This is a genomic window from Enterobacter sp. 3U4 (genome assembly GCF_057224565.1).
This window is the reverse complement of sequence record NZ_CP136665.1, coordinates 1,779,180-1,799,378: the sequence shown is the minus strand read 5'-3', so window position 1 is coordinate 1,799,378 and position 20,199 is coordinate 1,779,180. Positions and strand designations below refer to the sequence as shown.

The following is a 20,199-nucleotide window of genomic DNA, read 5'->3' as shown; positions in this document are numbered from 1 at the left end:
CTGCTCATATTCCTGTGAAGCTATCTGTTGGGAGCGGATCATGGATGTCGGCTTAAAAAACCGGGCTTTGCGCCCGGTTTTTTTATCTTACAACCAGCACAGGGCATTTTGCATGCCGAACCACTGCCTCAGCGTTTGAACCCAACAGATAGGTCGAGATGTCCGGCTTGTGGGAAGCGATGGAATAACGATAAGAAAGTAAACTTTGGCCGTGTTAAGTGCTGTATTGCCTGAACGAACGGGATAACCATGTGCGTCAGGCTATCCTCGGAATGATATTCGCCCGGCCGAACCTGCCTGCCATTGAGTCAGCGAAGCGTTCAATCCGTCGTGACGATGAACATTCTCGCTTCCTGGGCGAGCTGGCGTTCAGCCTTAATCGGGGCATATTTTTCCGAATGATAGAAGGCAAGGGCCTGATCTAACGTCGGAAATTCAAAAATGCCTGCATAGGGTAACGGCTCTTCGTCGCCTTCCAGTACCTGTGCGACAGCACCAAAATGCACAATTTTACCGCCAGCTTCCTCTAATGCTGACGTGAAGCGGGGGGCAAGGCTGGCCTGTCTGACTGGGTCAATAATGCGTAAGTTGATATGAACAAAGGCTGGCATAACCGTTCCTCAAACATGCTTAATAATGTATATACAGTATTAATTTTAGCATTGAATGTCGAGATGAAATGATGACCAATATTGATATGACGTTGTTAAAGGCCATTCCGGAAGTCTGCCCGGCGTTTCAGGCGAGAGCTACCGCGCGGGCTATTACACGCTATTACAATGCCTGCTTCAGACCGTTTGATCTGACCGCTGAGCAGTTCAGCCTGTTGGTTGGCATCGGGGGGGCTCCGAATGAAACTGTTGCGGAACTTGCCGCCAGAGCAGGGGTGGATGCGACAACACTGAGTCGAAATATCCGTAGTCTGGAGTTCCGCGGCATTATTGACTCTGCTGGAGGGCGTGGACGTTCAGGAAAACGACTCATGCTGACGGGGGAAGGCTGGCGTCTGCTTGAACAGATCATTCCAGTATGGCAATCCGCTAAGCAGGAGCTGTCCCAACTTATGGGCAGCGAGCAGCTTAGCCTTACGACGAAGATGATGAAAAGTCTGGCTAAAATCAGCGCTTCTCTATAAATCTCTCCGCGTTACTGTCCGTTTCAGCAAAACGGCAAAGCCTCAACCGGGCGCAATGCCCGGTATCGTGTTCATACTGCGTGACAGCTTACGGATGCCATAATTTTATTCCCGCCAATATTATCCATAATCAGCTCGAGCAATTTCCGGTATTCCTCACGGGTCATTACCTCGGCCCGTATTTCGGTTTTACCTTCTGCCTGCGCCGTATCGCAATAAATGGCTTTCAGGCTTAACGTTAACTCTTTCGCCATATTGACAATATTCTGCCGCACCGCATCTTCATGCTCGTCATTACAGGTGATTTTAAGGACATAGCATTTTTCGCCTTCATGGAGCGCGGGCAGTTGATTAATCCGCTGCGCAGCTTCGCGAAGCAGGATGTTGGCGCACAGAATAATCACGCTGGCCATACCGGCATTCCAGAATTGGCCTAAGCCGCATAACACACCAATTCCGGCTGAACACCACAGCGTTGCTGCGGTATTAAGACCCCGAATATTCATCCCTTCACGCATAATAACGCCTGCGCCAAGAAAGCCTATGCCGGAGACTATCTGCGCTGCAATGCGCCCCGGGCTATCGGATGACGTCGAGAGGGAACTTAAAATAAACACGGCAGCGCCCGTCGCAACCAGTGCATTGGTACGAAGCCCCGCCATACGCTGGCGCCATTGTCTTTCCGCGCCGATAATTGCGCCCAGCAGCATCGCTGCGAGCAGATGAGAGATATAAGGGAACATCAGCCTGTCGCCTGTTAACATGATTAAACGATAAGCGTCAGCGCTTTACAAAGCACAGTATGACGCCGTTAAAACGCAAAGCATGTCAGCGCGAGGGTGGTGGAAAGAGTGAATGATTAAACATGAACATCGCGATGCCCCACAAACCTGGTCGTTCTTAATGTATTGGGATGCAATCACGTCAGGAGGATTGCTGCCCACCGTTAAGGTAAGCAGCGAGAAATCGCGTCAGCTTACCTTCGTATCGACGATAAAATAACTTTCCAACGAAGGACTCCTGTGAAAATTTATTGCCAGTATAGTCAGGGCCGATAATGAGTAAAGTGAAAAAACAACGTCCGTTATGAATTGTTTAAGTTCGAAAGAGATGTTTTTTAAGACGTCATCTGATTTTCAAAAATACCCGGTATACTACATTTTCTATTTTTCAGGCGATAACAGGCAAGGCAGGAAGTATGTCTCTTCGTTCGCTGCGGGCGTTATGCCTGACAAGTTTTTTCATTGCGGATGTCCGCGATGGCCTGGGGCCTTTTCTCGGTATTTTTCTGACCGAACGCCACTGGACTCCTGATGATATCGGCATCCTGATGACGGCCGGCGGGCTGGCGGGGTTACTGGCTACGCTGCCGGCGGGGTTCATCACCGACACCTCCCGCAACAAGCGCGCTGTGCTCGCGCTTCTGTGCATTCTGATTACGCTAAGCACGCTTCTACTCTGGTTTAGCCAGCAGAGCGGCGTTGTCGCCCTGTCGCAAATCGTCACCGGTATCTGTGCGGCATTTGTCGGGCCGTTGATCGCCGGGATTACGCTGGGGCTGACCGGGCAGAGCGGGTTCAGCGCGCAGATGGGCAGAAACGAGGCGTTCAACCACGGCGGCAATTTTGTCACGGCGCTGCTTGCGGGCGGTATTGCGTGGTACTGGGGCGTGGGCGGGATTTTCCTGCTGATGACCTGTACCACGCTGCTAACGCTGTGTGCGCTGCTTGCCATTCGCAACAGCGATATTGATAACGATGCGGCGCGCGGGCTGTCCTCTTCAGCGAGCCTGCCGGTCCCCGGTTTTGCCGTGCTGATGAAAAACCGGGCGCTGTTTGTGACCGGACTGACGCTGCTGCTGTTCCACCTGGCGAACGCGGCGCTGTTGCCGATGCTGAGCATGAGGGTTGCCGCTGCACCTGCCACGATCAATCCCGGTTTATATGCAGCCGGTACCGTCATCATTTCTCAGGCCGTGATGATCCCGGTCGCCATCTGGGCTTCGCGCCGGATCGAACACTATGGCTACTGGCGCTTGATTATGCTGGCGCTGCTGGTTATGCCGGTGCGCGCGGCGCTGGCGGCATCTACGGACGCGCCGTTAATGATGATCCCGGTACAAATTCTCGACGGCCTGGCCGCCGGGGTTTTGGGTGTCGTCGTACCGTCGTTTATTGTGGTGCTGCTGCGCGGAAGCGGGCACGTCAATGCCGGGCAGAGTGTGGTGATGTTGATGCAGGGAGTAGGGGCATCCATGAGCCCGGCGTTAACCGGGACAATAGCCGGACATTACTCGTTTGCGACGGCATTCAGTGTCCTGAGCGCGATTGCGCTGGCCGCCGTCCTGCTCTGGTGGCGCGTTGCGCACCGGAGCTGGGAAACAAACGCGCCGGGTGAGGCTTAGCCCCCACCCGGCGTAGCACTTAAGCCAGCTCGTTAGGGCAAGGCTCACCCTTTTCTAACTGCTGAAGATTGCCAAGCGTGGTTTCCGAAATGCTGATCAGCGCTTCGGCAGTCAGAAACGCCTGATGTCCGGTAAACAGCACGTTATGGCAGGCAGAGAGGCGACGGAACACGTCGTCCTGGATGACATCGTTAGACTTGTCTTCAAAGAACAGATCGCGTTCGTTTTCATAGACGTCCATCCCCAGCGCGCCAATTTTCTGGGTCTTCAGCGCTTCGATAGCGGCCTGGGAGTCAACCAGCCCGCCGCGGCTGGTGTTGATGATCATCACGCCATCTTTCATCTGGTCAAATGCCGCCTGGTTAAGCAGGTGGTAGTTTTCCGGCGTCAGCGGGCAGTGCAGGGAGATCACGTCGGACTGCGAGAACAGCGTCGGCAGGTCGACGTACTCCACGCCCAGATCCAGCGCTGCGGCGCTTGGGTACGGATCGAATGCCAGCAGACGCATGCCGAAGCCTTTCAGGATGCGCAGGGCAGCCACGCCAATTTTACCGGTCCCGATCACGCCAGCGGTTTTGCCGTACATGGTAAAGCCGGTCAGTCCTTCCAGCGAGAAGTTGGCGTCACGGGTGCGCTGATAAGCGCGATGAATACGACGGTTGAGGGACATCATCATGCCAATCGCATGTTCCGCCACCGCTTCCGGGGAGTACGCCGGGACGCGCACTACCTTCAAACCTAGCTCTTTTGCCGCGTCGAGATCCACGTTGTTAAAGCCCGCGCAGCGCAGGGCGATGTACTTCACCCCCTGTTTTTTCAACTCTTCCAGCACCGGACGACTGCCGTCATCGTTTACGAAAATGCAGACGCCTTCACAGCCGTGCGCCGTTTTGGCGGTTTTTTCGGACAGCAGAAAGTCGAAAAATTCAAGCTCAAACCCGTAAGCCTCATTAACATGTTGCAGATACTTTTTGTCGTACTGCTTTGTGCTGTATACCGCGAGTTTCATAAGACTTTCTCCAGTGATTTTGCATTCACGTTAGCATGATTAAAATTATCTTACAATTCATAAAATATTATTGAATTCAATAAGTTCTATCAATTATTCTAGAACATATGTGCACCCTAACTCCATGATATTCATATCTAACGCTTTCTTAAGGGGGGGGACGCCAGAGACATGTCTGTTAGTTTTAATATTGGGGAGACTCAAGTGGTTTACCAATGCCTGAAAACGTGACCACGCGTGGTTATTGATATTGCGTAGCTCTTTGAATGTATTAACATCAAAGGTAGTATTATCGTTATTGTTTAAAAATGACAGGGAGACCGAATGTACAACCATAATCGGGAAAAAAGTCATTTCGAGGAGAAAGTCTCAGAGATTGAAAATCTTGCGCAGCGAATTGCCACAAAGCATTTGCTTTACGGTACCTCTGGCATGTTTTTTGAAACTCAACAACTCGTTGCTCATTTGAGAAGGGAGATCGAATCGCATTGCTTGACTTGGTCAGGCGGGATTCAAGTTCTTGATGAACAGATACATCATCTTAAGGAACAAGATGACTTACTTACCTTCAATAAGGCTAAATTATTCATTGTTGTTGAAAAAAATCGGACAACAACGACGACGTTAGCGCTTAAACAGATCGGTTTCGTTGCCGGTGGGGCGCAAGTGTATGGGGGCGCTAGTTTATGCGTCGGTTCGCTGGGTCTTGCCTGTGCTGCCTATGGTGCACCTATGATTACTCATGGGCTAAACAACATGTATGAAAATGGATACTATCTTCTCTATCGTGAAGATCGGTCTGGCACGTTAAGAGATGCTTATCGCTACGCAGCAGCGAAGCTCGGCTATGGAAATAATGAAGCTGATATTGTCTATGGTGTAGTTGATATCTCTTTATCAGCCTATGGCGCGGGAAGAAAAGTTCTGGCTCCCAGAGAAAAATCCTGGAGTTTGTTTCGCAACATTGAATCTGATTATATCAGAGGATGGCAAGAGGCTTCTAAAACAGCGATGGCTCTGGATTTAACCAGTGGAAGCGTCACAGGTTGGCAGATGTACCAGATAGCTAAAGAGAATTAATTATGTCGGAACAGCTCGAGTTGTCATTAACCCCACCGATTCTACCTGCTGTGTGCTATTTTATTGTATCTATTGTCATTTTTTGCTTGTTGTACCTCGGAAAACTCAAGGTCAACAGGCTTCGTAAATATCCTCTGTTCATTGCCTATACGCTGTTTGTGATAGCCATTGCAGCCATCCAGATTAACGTTTTTGCCAACGGCTATGATTTTGTTCGCGGTTTTTTACATATCGATTTTGATCCCTGGCGGTACGACTCGGTGTACTGGGGGTCATTGATATTCGCAATGCTTTACCTGCTGGCAATGCCCAGGAACAGGTATTAATTACGCAGTTATTCCGGCTTCTTGGCCTGAAATTATGCGTAACCCACTGAATCTAAATTGTGTTCTTTAGGTTACGCATAGCAAAAAAGTTACCTCATACTCTTTACAGCATCTATCCTTAATCCTGGCGTAACTTCAACTCAACCGCTAAACATGCGACAATGATCGGCACTGCCGGCTTAATTCTTTCGCTAAATCAGGATATTAACTGCCCATGAAGGGTAAATACAAAGCCGCTCTTGCGCTTTTACTGCTGTTCATACTGTTGCCGCTGACGCTGCTGATGACGCTCGCCCAGTGGGTACCGACGCTCGCCGGGATCTGGCTGCCCGTCGGGACGCGCATCGCTTTCGAAGAGAGCCCGAAACTGACTCGCCACGCGCTGGTGATCCCCGACCTTCGCTATCTGGTGGAAGACTGCGAAATTGCCCGCATCGATGACGTGACGCTGTCACATCCCAGCCGCTGGAAGCTGGATATCGGCGCGCTGGATCTTAACTCCGTCTGCCTGAGCAAAATTCCCCAGTCGGCGCCCTCAACGGTCGCCCCGAAAACGCTGGCACAATGGCAGGCGGTATTGCCCAATACCTGGCTCACGGTTCACCGTCTGACGCTGTCGCCCTGGCAGCAGTGGCAGGGTGAGCTTCACGCGTCGCTGACCCCGTCCATTCAGGAGATCGCCTATAAAGGCGAGCAGGTCAGCATTAAAGGCACGCTTCGCGGTCAGACGCTCTCGGTCAGCCAGTTTGATGTTCAGCTCCCGGACCAGCCGCAGCCGATCAAGCTGGTGGGCGAGTTTACCTTGCCGCTGGTCCCGGACGGCGTGCCGGTGAAAGGCCACGCGGTTGCGACCTTTAACGTGCCACAGTTAACGTCTCTGGTCGACGCCGATCTCGACTGGGAAGATAATCAGGGACAGCTGGTGGTGATGGCGCGGGACAACCCCGATCCGCTGCTCGACCTGCCGTGGCAAATCACCGCGGAACAGCTGAACATCAGCGACGGGCGCTGGAACTGGGATCTCTCGGGTATGCCGCTGAGCGGGCGGGTGTCCCTTCGCGCCGACAACTGGCAGCAGGGGCTGGAGAAAGCCACCCTGACCGGACGACTGAACGTGTTGACGCAAGGCGATGCGGGGAAAGGCAACGCTGTACTGAATATTGGGCCCGGCAGGCTCAGCATGGAAAACAGCGATATGCCGCTGCATCTGAGCGGCGAGGCGAAGCAAAACGATCTCATCCTTTACGCCAAATTGCCCGCAACGCTGACCGGCAGCCTGTATGAACCGCAGCTCACCTTTGAGCCGGGCGCGCTGCTCCGCTCGCGCGGACGCATCATTAACTCACTCGACATCGATGAAATCCGCTGGCCGCTGGCGGGCGTGAAGCTCACCCAGAAGGGCGTGGACGGTCGTTTACAGGCGATTTTGCGCGCCCATGAGAACGAGATGGGCGATTTTGAACTCCACCTGGACGGCCAGGCCAACGACTTTTTACCCGATAACGGCCTGTGGCAGTGGCGCTACTGGGGAAAAGGCGGTTTTACGCCGATGCATGCCCGCTGGGATGTCGCCGGGAAAGGCGAGTGGCGCGACAACCTTATTGAGCTGACGGCGCTCTCCACCGGTTTTGACAAGCTCCAGTACGGCACGATGGAGGTCAGCAAGCCGCGTCTGGTGCTGGATCGGCCTGTACGCTGGCTGCGCGATGCCGAAAAACCGGCCTTCAGCGGCGCGCTGTCGCTCAATGCCGGGCAAACCCGTTTCTCCGGCGGCAGCGTGTTGCCACCTTCGGTCCTGACCTTCAGCGTCGACGGCACCGACCCGACAATTTTTCAGTTTAAGGGCGACCTTCATGCGGACAAAATCGGCCCGGTACAGGTGAACGGTCGTTGGGATGGCGTGCGCCTTCGCGGGCAGGCCTGGTGGCCGAAACAGTCGCTCACCGTGTTCCAGCCTTTGATCCCGCCGGACTGGAAAATGACGCTGCGCGACGGGGAACTTTATGCGCAGGTCGCCTTCTCGGCGGCGGCCGATCAGGGCTTTGAAGCGGGCGGGCACGGCGTGCTGAAATCCGGCAGCGCCTGGATGCCGGATAACCAGATTAACGGCGTCGACTTTGTGCTGCCGTTCCGCTTCAGCGAGGGAACCTGGTCTCTGGGCACGCGCGGTCCGGTGACGCTGCGCATCGGCGAAGTGGTAAACCTGGTGACCGCGCGCAACATTACCGCGGATTTACAGGGCGATTATCCCTGGACGGAGAACAATCCGCTGCTGCTCACCAACGTGAAGGTGGAAGCCCTCGGCGGGAAGATCACCATGCAGCAGCTGCGGATGCCGCAGCACGATCCGGCCCTGCTGCGGGTGGACAATATCTCTTCGAGCGAGCTGATTAGCGCCGTCAATCCGAAACAGTTTGCCATGTCGGGGCCGGTGAGCGGGGCGCTGCCGTTCTGGCTGGATAACGAAAAATGGATCATTAAGGATGGCTGGCTGACCAATCCTGGGCCAATGACGCTGCGCATCGACAAAGATACGGCCGACGCCATCGTAAAAGATAATATGGTCGCGGGTGCCGCGATTAACTGGCTCCGCTATATGGAAATTTCGCGTTCGTGGACGAGAATCAATTTAGATAACCTCGGTGAATTAACCATGCAGGCGACCATCAAGGGGACCAGCCGGGTGGATGGCAAAAGCAGCTCCGTCAACCTGAACTATACCCATGACGAGAATGTCTTTACCCTCTGGCGCAGCCTGCGTTTTGGGGACAACCTGCAAACCTGGTTTGAGCAACATGCGGCGATACCTGCTCCCCGCAGTTCGACCGGCAAGGAAAGTGAGGAACAACAATGAAAAAGATGGCTGGTGCGCTCACCGTTGCCGTTGCCGCGCTACTGTCCGGCTGTACGCCGCGCATTGAAGTCGCTGCGCCAAAGGAGCCGATTACCATCAATATGAATGTCAAAATCGAACATGAGATCCATATTAAGGTCGATAAAGACGTTGAAACTCTGCTGAAATCGCGCAGCGATCTGTTCTGAGGACGCCATGAAACGATTAGCTCTGATTTTACTGGCGCTGGGGATGAACGTGCAGGCGGCTACGCTCACCCTGAACGACGCCCGGGCGCAGGGGCGCGTGGGGGAAACCCTCAGCGGTTATCTTGCCCCGATTCAACAGGACGCCGAAACGCTGGCGCTGGTCAACCGTATCAATGCGGCGCGCACGGAAAACTACCAGAAGCTGGCTGACAGCAATAATTTGCCGGTCGATGAAGTGGCCAAAATGGCAGGGCAGAAACTGGTTGCCCGCGCGCAGCCGGGCGAATACGTGAGGGGCATTAACGGAAAGTGGCTCAAAAAGTAGCTAACGGTAGCGCCTGCGGTATTCACCCGGCGAAACGCCAAAGCGCTGCTTAAACGCCGTTGAAAAATGGCTATGGTCGGTGAACCCCCAGCTGTAGCCAATGCCCGCCAGCTTTTCATCATCACCGGTAGATTGCAGTGCCTGCGCGCAGAGATCCAGACGACGGTTTTTGATGTACTGCGCCACCACCAGCCCCTTCTCGGCAAACATGCGGTAAAGGCTGCGCACGGACATACCGCTCTCGGCGGCAATCCATTCCGGGCGCAGGGATTCAGACTGAATATAATCGTCAATCAGCGCCACAACGTGCAGGAACTGGCGCTCCTTGCGCGGCTGAATGATGTCACGCTGCTGGAAAGCGGGGCGCAGCAGGCAGATCATCGCTTCGAGCGCCGCTTCGCTCTCCCGGTCACTCAGGTCGGCATTGCTCATGCTCTCCATCAACAGGCGATGGCTCAGCTGTACCGTGGGCAAGGTGCGGGAAAGGGCGGTCGCGCAGCTTATCTCCTGGAAACGACACTGCTGCTCAATAATCTGACGGGGAACCAGGAGCGAAATCTGGCGTGATTTTTCCCGCCAGTTGATCGAGCAGGGACGCGACGCGTCAATCAGCGTGATATCCCCGGTTCTGAGCAGCGCGCGACGGTCATCCTGCTCAATTTCCGCGCTGCCTTCGAGCTGGAACACGGTATAGAACCAGGCATCGTTACTCTGCGCGATCTCCTGACGGGAGCGGAACAGGTTAACGCCGCCTGCGGTCACGGTGCTGAGCTTCAGGCTGCGCGCATAGCTGGTCTCCAGCTCGCCGAAGAATTTTCCCCCGGTGGGCTGCGCGTTAAAACGCCCGCAAACCTGGTTAATTTGCGCCAGCCACTGCTGATACTGTTCCTGCTCGCTTGCACACGCCATCGTTTCTCTCACTGCACCGTCAACGTTTTCGCATTGTTGCATTTGTGTTGCATTTTGTCAGAGCTATGAGGCTGACTATAGGAAAGAACACTCACCGGTAACAGCGATATAAGCGGTAATTATCGCGATTTGCGGAGCCTGTCACAGGTGGCAAAGCGAATGTCACAGAGACAAAAGCGAGAACTCAAAACCCCACTTAGACTGGATGAACACCCTGCGAAGAATAACGAAGGAGTATCCTATGTCTGAATCACTGGTGGCTATTCAGCCTGCCGTGCAACAATTTTTAGACCGACAGCATGGCCTGTGGATTGAAGGGCGTCAGGCCGCGTCGGACAGTGAAAAGCGGCTGAACGTCTACAACCCGGCCACGGGCGAGGTCATTGCCTCAACTGCCGATGCCAGCGTCGACGACGTTGACCGCGCCGTTATGTCCGGCTGGCGCGCGTTTGTCGCCCGCAGCTGGGCCGGAAAACTGCCGGCGGAGCGCGAGCGGATCCTGCTCCATTTCGCGGATCTCGTCGAACAGCACAGCGAGGAGCTGGCCCAGCTTGAAACGCTGGAGCAGGGCAAATCCATCAATATTTCCCGTATGTTTGAAGTCAGCTGCACCCTGAACTGGATGCGCTATACCGCCGGGCTGACCACCAAAATTACGGGTAAGACCCTCGACCTTTCCATACCGCTGCCGCAGGGCGCACGCTATCAGGCGTGGACGCGTAAAGAGCCGGTTGGCGTGGTGGCCGGGATTGTGCCCTGGAACTTCCCGCTGATGATCGGAATGTGGAAAGTGATGCCAGCGCTTGCCGCGGGCTGCTCGATCGTCATTAAGCCGTCTGAAACCACGCCGCTGACCATGCTCCGCGTGGCGGAACTGGCCAGTGAAGCGGGCATCCCTGACGGGGTGTTCAACGTGGTGACCGGCAGCGGCGCGGTGTGCGGCGCAGCGCTGACCTCGCATCCGCATATTGCAAAGGTGAGCTTCACCGGCTCAACGGCGACGGGTAAGCAAATTGCCCGCGCGGCGGCGGACACGCTAACCGGCGTGACCCTGGAGCTGGGCGGGAAAAACCCGGCAATTGTACTCAAGGATGCGGACCCGGCGTGGGTAATCGAAGGCCTGATGACCGGCAGCTTCCTGAACCAGGGGCAGGTGTGCGCGGCGAGCTCGCGCATCTACATTGAAGCTCCGCTGTTTGACACGCTGGTCAGCGGGTTTGAGCAGGCGGTGAAATCCCTGAGCGTCGGGCCGGGCATGTCGCCGGAGGCGTTTATCAACCCGCTGGTGTCGCGCGCCCACTGTGACAAGGTGCAGACCTTCCTTGATGAGGCGAAGTCGCGAAACGCGGAGCTGATCGTCGGTAACCGGGGGCCGGAAGGCAACGGCTATTACGTTGCGCCTACGCTGGTGGTGAACCCGGATGCCTCGCTGCGCCTGACCCGCGAAGAGGTGTTTGGCCCGGTGGTCAACGTGGTGCGCGTCGCGGACGGGGAAGAGGCGCTTCAGCTGGCAAACGACAGTGAATATGGCCTGACGGCCAGCGTCTGGACGCAGAATATCAGCAAGGCGCTGGAGTACACCGACCGGCTGCAGGCGGGTACCGTCTGGGTGAACAGCCATACGCTGATTGACGCTAACTTACCGTTTGGCGGCATGAAGCAGTCCGGCACCGGCCGCGACTTTGGCCCGGACTGGCTCGACGGCTGGTGTGAAACCAAGTCGGTGTGCGTGCGGTATTAAACACAATGCCGGGTAACGATGCGATTACCCGGCAGGTTTTAACCCAGCGGCTATTTTAGCGCTGCGGCAATGACCGATGGAATAGCGTCAAACGCCTGCGCAACGCCTTTGGCCCGGATCTCCTCACCGCGCGTCGCCCCTTCAGCGCGGACAAATTCCACTCTGTCGATACCCAGAAAACCAAAGAATCGCTGCAGGTATTTCTCCTGAAAATCCATGTCTTCGATTGGCGTACCGTGATATATCCCGCCGCGGGTTGAAACGACGATAATCCTCTTTCCGGTCGCATGTCCCACCGGGCCCGTCGGGGTATAGCTAAAGGTTTTTCCCGGCTGGGCGAGTCGATCTAACCAGGCCTTAAGCTGCGTTGAGACGGAGAAGTTATACATAGGCGCGCCTATCACGATGAGGTCGCTATTGAGAAATTCGTTCACAAGTTCCCCGGACAGCGCGTGTTCGCGGACATCTTCAGCCGTCGCATCGGTGGCTATCCGCAGCGGCCGGAACCCAGCGGCAACGGTGCCGGTGAGATGGGCGATGGGGGTTTTAACGACGTCGCGATAGACCACCTTCTCTGATGCTATCTGGCGAACCACCTCTGCCGTCAGCTGGCGTGAAAGTGAGAACTCGCCGTTAATGCTTGAATCTATATGCAGGATCTTCATTTCTCTGTTTCCTTTGCGTCGGTCTGGGTTGCTTGTTCGATAAACTGGCTGACGGCGTCCGGGTGGGAAATCATCGACATATGGCTGCTCTTAATACGCAGGACCTTAGCATTCATGGAGCCTGCGAGCTGCTGCTGGATACCGGGAGAGAGGGCGCGATCCTCTTCGGTTATCAGATACCATGAGGTTTTTTCACGCCATGCTGCATGTTCTACCTTCTCGCTGAAGGCGCTTGCCGCGATAGGCTGCTGCGTTGCCGTCAGCAGTTTTACGCGCTTGAGGGGCAGATCGTTGGCCATCGTGCGCTGATAGGCAGCAGGATCGTCCAGCCAAATTAACCCTTTTTTATCCGGGCGCATGTCGGCCATCGGGGCGTTGAGGCGGGTAAGAAGGGAGGTAACCGATTCACCGCTGTCGGGGGCAAGGGCGGAAAGAAAAACCAGTTTTTTCACCTTCGGGTTATTGCCTGCCTGAGCGATGACCGCGCCGGCCCAGGAGTGGCCAACAAGGACCACGTCCCCTTGCTGACGATCGATGACACGCTCTGTGGCGGCGACGTCCTCTTCCAGCGAGGTAAGAGGGTTTTGCACTGCCGTGACGTGATAGCCCCGGGTCTGCAAACGGCCTGTCACTTCCTGCCAGACGGAACCATCTGTAAAGGCACCATGCACGAGGATGATGTTATTAATCCGCGCCTGCACAGACTGCGATGCAGCCATGCAAAGCAAAGAAAGAAGAACGGGCAAGCGTGTCGGTTTCATAAGCGTGACGTAATTTCCTGAGTGACGTTGAAGCACAGTGTAACGAGAGGCGTAAAGAGGTTTGTAGTGTCTGAAATGACTGTTAACATACGAAATCAGACATTTTGCTCAGGCCTGAATCATGAGAATCGCCATTTTAGCGTTACCCGGAAGTATGAAATCCGCCGTGGCTGGGCTCTGCGACATGTTCTGGCTGGCTAACGAGGTAATTGCCCAGCAGCCGGACGGCGAGGGCATTTCGCCTTTTGAGGCGGTCATCATCACGGCGGAAGGAAAGCCGGTCCCGGACGCGCAGGGGCGGCCGATCGAGGCCGAAGCGAGCTTTGCTACCGGGGCAACCTTCGATCTCGTGATTGCCTGCGGGATGAAGCTTGACGAGCAGAAACGCCCGGTCTCGCCAGCGGCCGTCCTCGAGGCTACCGAATGGCTGCGCGGCCAGTATGATAAAGGCGTGATGCTTGCGGGAGCCTGTGCCGGTGGGTTGGTTCTCGCCGAGGCGGGGATCCTCAATGGCCGGGCATGCACCACGACCTGGTGGCTTTACCATACTTTCCGCCAGCGTTATCCGCTGAGCAAACCTGTCTGGGGTAAAGCGCTGGTGCACGACGCTCGGGTTATCACATCCGGTGGCCCGCTCTCGTGGGTTGACCTGGCGCTGCATATCATCCGTCTGCACGCGGGGCAGAAGCTGGCGCGACTGACGGCCGATATGGCCGTGGCTGACAGCCAGCCGTTATCTCAGCAGGTTTACGCGCCAGCAGGTTTTTTAAATTCAGTCCATCCGATGATAATGAAAGCGGAACATATCGTCCGGTATGAAAATCCGGCGATTACCGTAGAACAGCTTGCCCGGGCGCTGAATATGACCACTCGTACCCTTCACCGAAAAATGGCGGAGGAGATGAATGAAAGCCCTAAAAACTTTTTGACGCGCATGCGCATTGAAAAGGCAATGCGTCTCCTGGAGCAGCCGGGGTATGTCATAGCGCAGATTGCCGGCGCTTGCGGTTACGCTGACGACACGGCATTCAGGCGCGCATTCACGGGGGTGACGGGAATGTCGCCCGGTCAATACCGCAAATGGATCGCCGAGCGTCATGCGGATTAGCCGCCGTTCTCACCGGCATACTCGATCCCGCCCGGCCTCCTTTGCCCGATAGAGCGCCGCATCGGCGCGGGCGATGATCTCGGTGCCCGCCAGCCCCTCCGCCATGCTCGCAATCCCCATGCTCACGGTGACATGGTCGCTAACGGTTGAGGCGCCGTGCGGTATGGCTTCCGTACGCAGGCCGTCCTGAATGCGTAAGGCAACCTTTTCCGCGATGTTTTCCGGGCAATTGAAGAGGATCACCACAAACTCCTCGCCGCCGTAGCGCGACACCACGTCGTCAGGTGTGCGCACCGACTGCTTCAGCACTCGCGCCACGCGGGTCAGACAGTCGTCGCCTGCCTGGTGCCCGTAAGTGTCGTTGTAGAGCTTGAAATAGTCGATATCCAGCATAATCACCGAGAAGGTTTTCTTCTGCTCAACCGCGTTCTCCAGCACCACCTCCATTTTCCGGCGATTGGCGGTCCTGGTTAACGGGTCCTGGTGCGCCAGCGCGTCCAGCCGTGAAATCAGCAGCTGATTTTGCTGGTTACGTCGCCAGGCCTCGTCAAACCAGCTCAGCAGAATGAAACGCCCGCAGACCAGGATCAGCGTAAAGACGCTCCAGATAACCACGAAGTGAAGGTTGAGGCCATCGTTCCGTATCCAGCTTGCTATCGGCAGGGTGATCCAGAGCGGGAGCACAAAGGCGAGTAGCCCTTCAGGATAAAAATAAAGCGCCGTTAAACCGGCGAGTAATAAAATGACGCACAGCGGCCAGACGTGCGGGAGCAGCAGCTGGGTAATAAACCAGAAGCAGGAGACCGACCAGATGGCGCTACAGATAAACAACACCACGCTGATTCCGGCGATTCGCCGCCAGGCCATCAGGATCAGCGCAGCGGAGAGGATGATAATGCCGAGCATGGAGGCATCGACCATTCTCGTCAGCTGCGGCGAGTGGGGATAAAGGGGATCGCTGGCGTTAAGCAGAACGTGTCGCAGCAGAATCATCACCGCGAAGCTGATATTGACGAAGGCCAGCCACGGCAGGTTCATCGCCAGCCCGTGCATGACCATGGCATGGCGCGTCGGCCATGTTGCCCGTTCAAGTGTCGGTTTTTTTCTTTTTTCCATTGACGCTTTTTACCCTGTCTGGCGAACACGTGGCGCAGGAAAGGGCGGACGAACCGCCCTTTTGCGTGTACCGTTACGGTGTCACAATGTTAAACCAGAAATCAAACTTGTCCATATAGCTAAGCATGGCATCAAGTTTCGCGCTGTCGCCAGTAATTTTAATATTTCCGCTGTCCTGGGCCTGTTTCAGCATCACCTCCTTGAGGATGATTTTATTCAGGGTGTCACGGTTAAGCGTCAGCGTAGCGTCCGCATCTTTTGCTTCTGCGTTCGCCGTGTGGTTCAGCACGCCATTTTCCAGCTCAAGTTTGTACTTCCCGCCATCGCTGCCCAAATCAATGTTAAACACCGATTTAGCCTCACCGGCTTTCTGACCATTAATATGGACTGCCAGGTAGTCAAAGAACATCTCTGGCGTCATCGCGCGTACCGTATCCGGGCTGGCGGTATTCGGGGTTGGACCTTTCACCACGCCGTTACGCAACTCCTGCGCACCGGTCAGGTAGAAGTTACGCCACGGGCCGGATTCGGCCTGATAGCCCAGCTGTTCCAGCGCATCCGCCTCCAGGTTACGTGCCGCCTGGTTGTTTGGATCGGCAAAGACCACTTTACTCACCACCTGCGCCACCCAGCGGTAGTTCCCCTGGTCGAAGTCGGTTTTCGCCTTGTTCAGAATGGCATCCGCGCCGCCCATATACTCAACGAATTTCTTCGCGCCTTCTTCTGGCGGCAGCTCATCCAGCGTCGCCGGGTTGCCGTCAAACCAGCCCAGATACAGCACGTAGGTGGCTTTGACGTCATGGCTCACCGAACCGTAATAGCCGCGGTTAGCCCAGGTATGGGCCAGTGAATCCGGGAGCTTAAAGTTCGCGGCGATTTCGTCGCGCGTCAGCCCTTCGTTCGCCATACGCAGCGTCTGGTCGTTGATGTAACGATAGAGGTCACGCTGGCTTTTCAGCAGTTTGACCACGTTTTCGTTCCCCCAGGTCGGCCAGTGGTGCTGTGCCATGATGATTTCGGCCTTATCACCCCAGCGCACAATCGCCTGGTTAATGTATTTCGACCACGGCAGCGGCTCGCGGATTTTCGCTCCGCGCAGCGAGTAGGTGTTGTGCAGGGTGTGGGTCACGTCCTCTGCGGACTCAATGACTTTTTTCTCTTCGATATACCAGAGCATTTCCGATGGCGCTTCGGAGCCAGGCGCAAGCATAAAGTCGTAGGTCAGGCCGTCGATAACCTCTTTCTGCCCATCTTTCTCGATAATATTGGTCGGGGCAATCAGCGTGACCGTCCCGGCGGAGGTTGTTGTCCCAAGACCGGCACCCACCTGACCTTTGGCATCTGGCTTCAGCAGGTTGCCATACATATAGCTGGCGCGGCGGCTCATCACGTTGCCCGCCATAATGTTCTCGGCAACGGCTGCTTCCATAAACCCGGCAGGCGCGTAGACCTTCACTTTACCGGCTTTCACGTCCGCTTCATCCACCACGCCGCGCACGCCGCCATAGTGGTCAACGTGGCTGTGGGTATAAATGATGGCGACGACCGGTTTCTTGCCGCGATGTTTAAAATAGAGATCCATCCCGACCTTCGCCGTTTCTGCCGACACCAGCGGGTCAACCACGGTAATACCTTCTTTCCCTTCGATGATGGTCATATTTGACAGATCGAGATTTCGTATCTGATATACGCCATCGGTCACTTCAAACAGACCGCTAATATTAATCAGCTGAGATTGACGCCATAAGCTTGGATTAACGGAGTCCGGGGCTTTATCGCCTTCTTTAATAAAGGAATACTGCTGCGGGTTCCAGATGATATTGCCTTGTTCCCCTTTGATAATTTCCTGAGGGATCGGCGCAATAAAGCCCTTATGGGCGTCCGTAAAATCGGTGTTATCGGAGAAAGGAAGCTGATTAAACAGGGCGTTATTGGCTTGTTGCGTTGCGGCCGTGGCATTCTTCGGGGCTTCTGCGGCATACGCGGAGCTAACGGAAATAACAAGTCCAGCCAGAGCAAGACTCCTGACGATCAAATTGAATTTCATCCTAACCTCTCAGTGGTGTATTACGTCGTTCGTGGAAACTTCGTGTCCTGGCTGAAAGTGGTTCAAGAAATACAATGGGAATAAACGAGGTAGAAATAACTATAAGCGGGGAGAGATATTCAGCAAGTAAATAGATGAAAAACCGGGCATTGCGCCCGGTACGTTATTTCGTTTCGTCTTTTTTCTTCCCGAGCGTTGGCGTCTCGTCGAAGAAATTCCACGGTTTAAGGAGGGTATGCACCCATTCCGTTGGCATAATCGGCCACTCTTCCGCGCGCGCCACGTGGGTGGTGCCGGTGGTCATCCAGACCACGTCATCCTGGTCGTTCAGCGACTCGTTGTCCTTGCTGTACTGTCCGAGGCCCGTGTCGTGGATGGAGCGGTTAGGGAATTTGCCTTCCGGATAGAGCTCATCCGGGTGGTAGCGGGTTACCCACAGCTGTTTGTCCATAAAGCTCAGGCGATGGTAGATCCACTCGTCCGGGGCAAATTTCGCCCCCGTCGCCACCGGGTGCGTGCCGCCCGCGTAAGGGATGATCTGGTACGAAACCGGGTTGCCCATGCGGTTTTCTTTACGGGTGTTGCTCAGCAGTCGAATCGTGCCCGGGTCGAACTTCTGCGCCGCCTGCTGCTCGGTATCAATATCGTACTGATTGATCTGCATGGTGCTGGTGCGCGGGCCACCGGCGGTATTTGGCTTCACTTCCGGATCCATGGCCACCAGCTTGTTGTTGGTGCCGTCCACGTCCATATCGAGACGGAAGTTGTAGATGTGTTGGTGCGTGGTGCCCACGATGTTGTGGTCGATCAGCGTGCCGTATTTTGTATCGTCTTTGGCAGTGGCATCGTGCATGGTTTTCGCCTGCACGCCTTTCACCGCTTCGATACCCGTCGCACCTGCGTCAATGCCGATGGTGCCATTTTCATGGAACACCCAGTCGAAGATGTAATCGTAATTACCCACGGTACTCACCCAGCGCACCACCAGTTCGCGGCGCTCGGTGCTGACGTTAGGCTGGCCCATCTCCTGATGCTTATATTCCGGGCCCGCGTAGCGTTCGAAAATCGCGATCGCGCGCGGGATCTCCATCGGCGCGCCGGTGTAGTCCGGGATGGTCTCATTGAGCATCACCGCGTTCGACGGCACGTCTTTACCGCGTATCAGCGGCGAGGTCAGGGTGCCCATGCCGTAGTCGCCGGAATCAAGATAGGCCTTAAAGTACCAGCCCACGTCCGGATCGCCGTAGGGGACAATCATGCCGCCGAGCGATCCCTGATACATAATCTGGCGTTTTTTGCCGTTGTCGTTATACGTAACGGTTGAAATCATCGGGCCGACGCGTGAGTCCAGGCTCAGGTGGAAATCCCAGTTCTGCCAGTGCACCATATCGCCGGTGATGGTGTAGTTCTTGCCTTCCGGCTCGACGATCTCCAGAGGTTTCTTAACCGTTTCTACCCGGTCGCGGCCGTCATACGGGCGCGGTGTGAGCGGAACCGGGATGACCGGGCCTTCTTCGATTTTCTGAATTTTCTTCTGCTCAAGATCGACAACCGCAACCAGGTTCTCAATCGGGTGCGCCCAGTAGTTGCCGTCGCCGACATCCAGATAGCTCACCACCTTTAGGAGGCGATCTTCCTGCTTCAGGCCATCTTTACCGTCGAAATAGCCGACGGTCAGCGGCGTGGTAATCACTTTTTTCGGGTCGGTGATGCCGTGTTTTTTAAGCACCTCGGCAAACTCCGTGCTGTCGTTGATGATCTGCTGCACCGCGGTGAAATCATCCAGCAGCACCATGCCGTGCGCGTCTTTCACAGGCTCCCAGCGCAGGATTTTTTTATCCTTCAGATCCACCACGCTTTCGATAACGTGCTTTCCATCGAGCATCACAATCTTCGCCTGACGCTGGGCATCCACAGCCGTACCGTTAAGCACAAAGTCCCACACTTTGGCTTTCTCTGGCTCAGCAAGGGCAATCTGGGTAAAGCGGGTATTCGGTTTAAAATCCGCCGAGGCTTTGACAATCTCAACGGCCTGCTTAATTTCGTCCGCCGTCAGCGCGTTTAGCGGGTGAGGACGTTTTTCAACCTGGAAAGTCTGGTCAAGGCCGGACTGGAAAACATCGTTGATGAAGCTGTCAGAGATAAAGGCTTTTTTGCCTTTCATCACCACCGGCACCTCGAGCTTGAGGGTTTTCCCGTTGACGATGGCGGTTTTAGCGCCCGGTTTGACCTTCACAAAGGCGCCATCTTTCGCAATGGTGAACATCTGCGCGTAATCATCCCACTGAACGTCGGCGCCAAAGCCCTGCAGCGTTTTGTCCATCGGGACCATATGCGCCTCACTGCCGTGGGCGAAAGCAGGGGATTGCCAGGCGCAACACAGCGCAACGGCCATAGCCAGCGCCGTTCTACGGGCAGAAAAAGAAGAATTACTTCCCATCGTAGACCTCATCTTGTTGTGTTTATTGTGTTGTGACAGCCTTATCCTGACAGGCGCCTGATAAAAGCGTTTGCCTGCATCTGCCAGATTA

At 55.3% G+C, this 20,199-nt stretch carries 18 protein-coding genes and 1 pseudogene; 9 read left to right on the top strand and 10 right to left on the bottom strand.

What is annotated here, in order from left to right:
* Window positions 1-82: 82 nt before the first annotated feature.
* Both RVY89_RS08445 and RVY89_RS08440 read right to left on the bottom strand, forming a co-directional pair.
* Window positions 83-181: pseudogene (locus RVY89_RS08445) on the bottom strand (universal stress protein); the annotation flags it as partial.
* Between the two features lie 139 nt (window positions 182-320).
* Entirely contained in the window at window positions 321-611 is a 291-nt protein-coding gene (locus RVY89_RS08440; RefSeq protein WP_484827516.1) for a DUF1330 domain-containing protein, read from the bottom strand.
* Between the two features lie 68 nt (window positions 612-679).
* Between RVY89_RS08440 and RVY89_RS08435 the strand changes: the two genes are divergently transcribed.
* Window positions 680-1,135: a MarR family winged helix-turn-helix transcriptional regulator gene (locus RVY89_RS08435; RefSeq protein WP_484827515.1), complete on the top strand. Its 456-nt coding sequence runs from the start codon at window positions 680-682 to the stop codon at window positions 1,133-1,135.
* A gap of 71 nt (window positions 1,136-1,206) precedes the next feature.
* Here RVY89_RS08435 and RVY89_RS08430 read toward each other — a convergent pair whose 3' ends face one another.
* Entirely contained in the window at window positions 1,207-1,878 is a 672-nt protein-coding gene (locus RVY89_RS08430) for an MgtC family protein (RefSeq protein ID WP_484827514.1), read from the bottom strand.
* Between the two features lie 455 nt (window positions 1,879-2,333).
* On the opposite strand from RVY89_RS08430, the gene RVY89_RS08425 reads away from it, so the two are divergent.
* Window positions 2,334-3,539, top strand: a complete 1,206-nt coding sequence (locus tag RVY89_RS08425) for an MFS transporter (RefSeq protein WP_484827513.1) — start codon at window positions 2,334-2,336, stop codon at window positions 3,537-3,539.
* Between the two features lie 19 nt (window positions 3,540-3,558).
* On the opposite strand, the gene RVY89_RS08420 is transcribed toward RVY89_RS08425, so the two are convergent.
* On the bottom strand, window positions 3,559-4,548 hold the full coding sequence (locus RVY89_RS08420; RefSeq protein WP_028013015.1) for a 2-hydroxyacid dehydrogenase: 990 nt from the start codon (window positions 4,546-4,548) through the stop codon (window positions 3,559-3,561).
* 324 nt (window positions 4,549-4,872) lie between these two features.
* On the opposite strand from RVY89_RS08420, the gene RVY89_RS08415 reads away from it, so the two are divergent.
* The 5 genes from RVY89_RS08415 to RVY89_RS08395 all read left to right on the top strand — a co-directional run bounded on the left by RVY89_RS08415 (window position 4,873) and on the right by RVY89_RS08395 (window position 9,321).
* Window positions 4,873-5,628 (top strand): DUF4225 domain-containing protein, encoded by a 756-nt coding sequence (locus RVY89_RS08415; RefSeq protein WP_484827512.1) that lies wholly within the window; start codon window positions 4,873-4,875, stop codon window positions 5,626-5,628.
* Between the two features lie 2 nt (window positions 5,629-5,630).
* Window positions 5,631-5,954 carry a hypothetical protein gene (locus RVY89_RS08410; protein ID WP_484827511.1) on the top strand — a complete coding sequence of 108 codons (324 nt, stop codon included), beginning with the start codon at window positions 5,631-5,633 and terminating at the stop codon, window positions 5,952-5,954.
* Window positions 5,955-6,168: 214 nt separating this feature from the next.
* Window positions 6,169-8,808 carry a YdbH family protein gene (locus tag RVY89_RS08405; protein ID WP_484827510.1) on the top strand — a complete coding sequence of 880 codons (2,640 nt, stop codon included), beginning with the start codon at window positions 6,169-6,171 and terminating at the stop codon, window positions 8,806-8,808.
* Window positions 8,805-8,996, top strand: a complete 192-nt coding sequence (locus tag RVY89_RS08400; protein ID WP_008502388.1) for a YnbE family lipoprotein — start codon at window positions 8,805-8,807, stop codon at window positions 8,994-8,996. The genes RVY89_RS08405 and RVY89_RS08400 overlap by 4 nt, the downstream gene beginning before the upstream one ends.
* 7 nt (window positions 8,997-9,003) lie before the next feature.
* Window positions 9,004-9,321 carry a YdbL family probable chaperone protein gene (locus RVY89_RS08395; protein ID WP_371897533.1) on the top strand — a complete coding sequence of 106 codons (318 nt, stop codon included), beginning with the start codon at window positions 9,004-9,006 and terminating at the stop codon, window positions 9,319-9,321.
* Here RVY89_RS08395 and feaR read toward each other — a convergent pair whose 3' ends face one another.
* The gene (feaR, locus tag RVY89_RS08390) at window positions 9,322-10,230 is read right to left on the bottom strand and encodes a transcriptional regulator FeaR (protein ID WP_484827916.1); all 909 of its coding nucleotides are present in this window, start codon (window positions 10,228-10,230) and stop codon (window positions 9,322-9,324) included.
* Between the two features lie 241 nt (window positions 10,231-10,471).
* Here feaR and RVY89_RS08385 point away from each other — a divergent pair, with 241 nt between their 5' ends.
* Window positions 10,472-11,971, top strand: coding sequence for an aldehyde dehydrogenase family protein (locus RVY89_RS08385; RefSeq protein WP_484827509.1), 1,500 nt, complete (start codon window positions 10,472-10,474; stop codon window positions 11,969-11,971).
* A gap of 50 nt (window positions 11,972-12,021) precedes the next feature.
* On the opposite strand, the gene RVY89_RS08380 is transcribed toward RVY89_RS08385, so the two are convergent.
* A complete protein-coding gene (locus tag RVY89_RS08380; protein WP_484827508.1) occupies window positions 12,022-12,636 on the bottom strand; it encodes an FMN-dependent NADH-azoreductase in 615 nt (204 codons plus the stop codon).
* A complete protein-coding gene (locus RVY89_RS08375) occupies window positions 12,633-13,397 on the bottom strand; it encodes an alpha/beta hydrolase (protein ID WP_484827507.1) in 765 nt (254 codons plus the stop codon). Before RVY89_RS08375 ends, RVY89_RS08380 begins: the two co-directional genes overlap by 4 nt.
* A gap of 121 nt (window positions 13,398-13,518) precedes the next feature.
* Between RVY89_RS08375 and RVY89_RS08370 the strand changes: the two genes are divergently transcribed.
* Window positions 13,519-14,505, top strand: coding sequence for a GlxA family transcriptional regulator (locus tag RVY89_RS08370; RefSeq protein ID WP_484827506.1), 987 nt, complete (start codon window positions 13,519-13,521; stop codon window positions 14,503-14,505).
* A gap of 9 nt (window positions 14,506-14,514) precedes the next feature.
* Here the strand turns inward: RVY89_RS08370 and RVY89_RS08365 are convergent, their stop codons facing one another.
* From RVY89_RS08365 to tynA, 3 genes are all read right to left on the bottom strand, one after another.
* Entirely contained in the window at window positions 14,515-15,621 is a 1,107-nt protein-coding gene (locus tag RVY89_RS08365; protein WP_484827505.1) for a GGDEF domain-containing protein, read from the bottom strand.
* A 73-nt stretch (window positions 15,622-15,694) separates the two neighbouring features.
* The gene (locus RVY89_RS08360) at window positions 15,695-17,668 is read right to left on the bottom strand and encodes an alkyl/aryl-sulfatase (RefSeq protein ID WP_484827504.1); all 1,974 of its coding nucleotides are present in this window, start codon (window positions 17,666-17,668) and stop codon (window positions 15,695-15,697) included.
* 163 nt (window positions 17,669-17,831) lie between these two features.
* On the bottom strand, window positions 17,832-20,108 hold the full coding sequence (tynA, locus tag RVY89_RS08355; RefSeq protein WP_484827503.1) for a primary-amine oxidase: 2,277 nt from the start codon (window positions 20,106-20,108) through the stop codon (window positions 17,832-17,834).
* Window positions 20,109-20,199 lie beyond the last annotated feature (91 nt).

Excerpts from the sequence above, each read along its gene's own strand:
- RVY89_RS08440 (WP_484827516.1), bottom strand. The coding sequence starts at position 611 with ATGCCAGCCTTTGTTCATATCAACTTACGCATTATTGACCCAGTCAGA.
- RVY89_RS08435 (WP_484827515.1), top strand. The coding sequence starts at position 680 with ATGATGACCAATATTGATATGACGTTGTTAAAGGCCATTCCGGAAGTC.
- RVY89_RS08430 (WP_484827514.1), bottom strand. The coding sequence starts at position 1,878 with ATGTTCCCTTATATCTCTCATCTGCTCGCAGCGATGCTGCTGGGCGCA.
- RVY89_RS08425 (WP_484827513.1), top strand. The coding sequence starts at position 2,334 with ATGTCTCTTCGTTCGCTGCGGGCGTTATGCCTGACAAGTTTTTTCATT.
- RVY89_RS08420 (WP_028013015.1), bottom strand. The coding sequence starts at position 4,548 with ATGAAACTCGCGGTATACAGCACAAAGCAGTACGACAAAAAGTATCTG.
- RVY89_RS08415 (WP_484827512.1), top strand. The coding sequence starts at position 4,873 with ATGTACAACCATAATCGGGAAAAAAGTCATTTCGAGGAGAAAGTCTCA.
- RVY89_RS08410 (WP_484827511.1), top strand. The coding sequence starts at position 5,631 with ATGTCGGAACAGCTCGAGTTGTCATTAACCCCACCGATTCTACCTGCT.
- RVY89_RS08405 (WP_484827510.1), top strand. The coding sequence starts at position 6,169 with ATGAAGGGTAAATACAAAGCCGCTCTTGCGCTTTTACTGCTGTTCATA.
- RVY89_RS08400 (WP_008502388.1), top strand. The coding sequence starts at position 8,805 with ATGAAAAAGATGGCTGGTGCGCTCACCGTTGCCGTTGCCGCGCTACTG.
- RVY89_RS08395 (WP_371897533.1), top strand. The coding sequence starts at position 9,004 with ATGAAACGATTAGCTCTGATTTTACTGGCGCTGGGGATGAACGTGCAG.
- feaR (WP_484827916.1), bottom strand. The coding sequence starts at position 10,230 with ATGGCGTGTGCAAGCGAGCAGGAACAGTATCAGCAGTGGCTGGCGCAA.
- RVY89_RS08385 (WP_484827509.1), top strand. The coding sequence starts at position 10,472 with ATGTCTGAATCACTGGTGGCTATTCAGCCTGCCGTGCAACAATTTTTA.
- RVY89_RS08380 (WP_484827508.1), bottom strand. The coding sequence starts at position 12,636 with ATGAAGATCCTGCATATAGATTCAAGCATTAACGGCGAGTTCTCACTT.
- RVY89_RS08375 (WP_484827507.1), bottom strand. The coding sequence starts at position 13,397 with ATGAAACCGACACGCTTGCCCGTTCTTCTTTCTTTGCTTTGCATGGCT.
- RVY89_RS08370 (WP_484827506.1), top strand. The coding sequence starts at position 13,519 with ATGAGAATCGCCATTTTAGCGTTACCCGGAAGTATGAAATCCGCCGTG.
- RVY89_RS08365 (WP_484827505.1), bottom strand. The coding sequence starts at position 15,621 with ATGGAAAAAAGAAAAAAACCGACACTTGAACGGGCAACATGGCCGACG.
- RVY89_RS08360 (WP_484827504.1), bottom strand. The coding sequence starts at position 17,668 with ATGAAATTCAATTTGATCGTCAGGAGTCTTGCTCTGGCTGGACTTGTT.
- tynA (WP_484827503.1), bottom strand. The coding sequence starts at position 20,108 with ATGGGAAGTAATTCTTCTTTTTCTGCCCGTAGAACGGCGCTGGCTATG.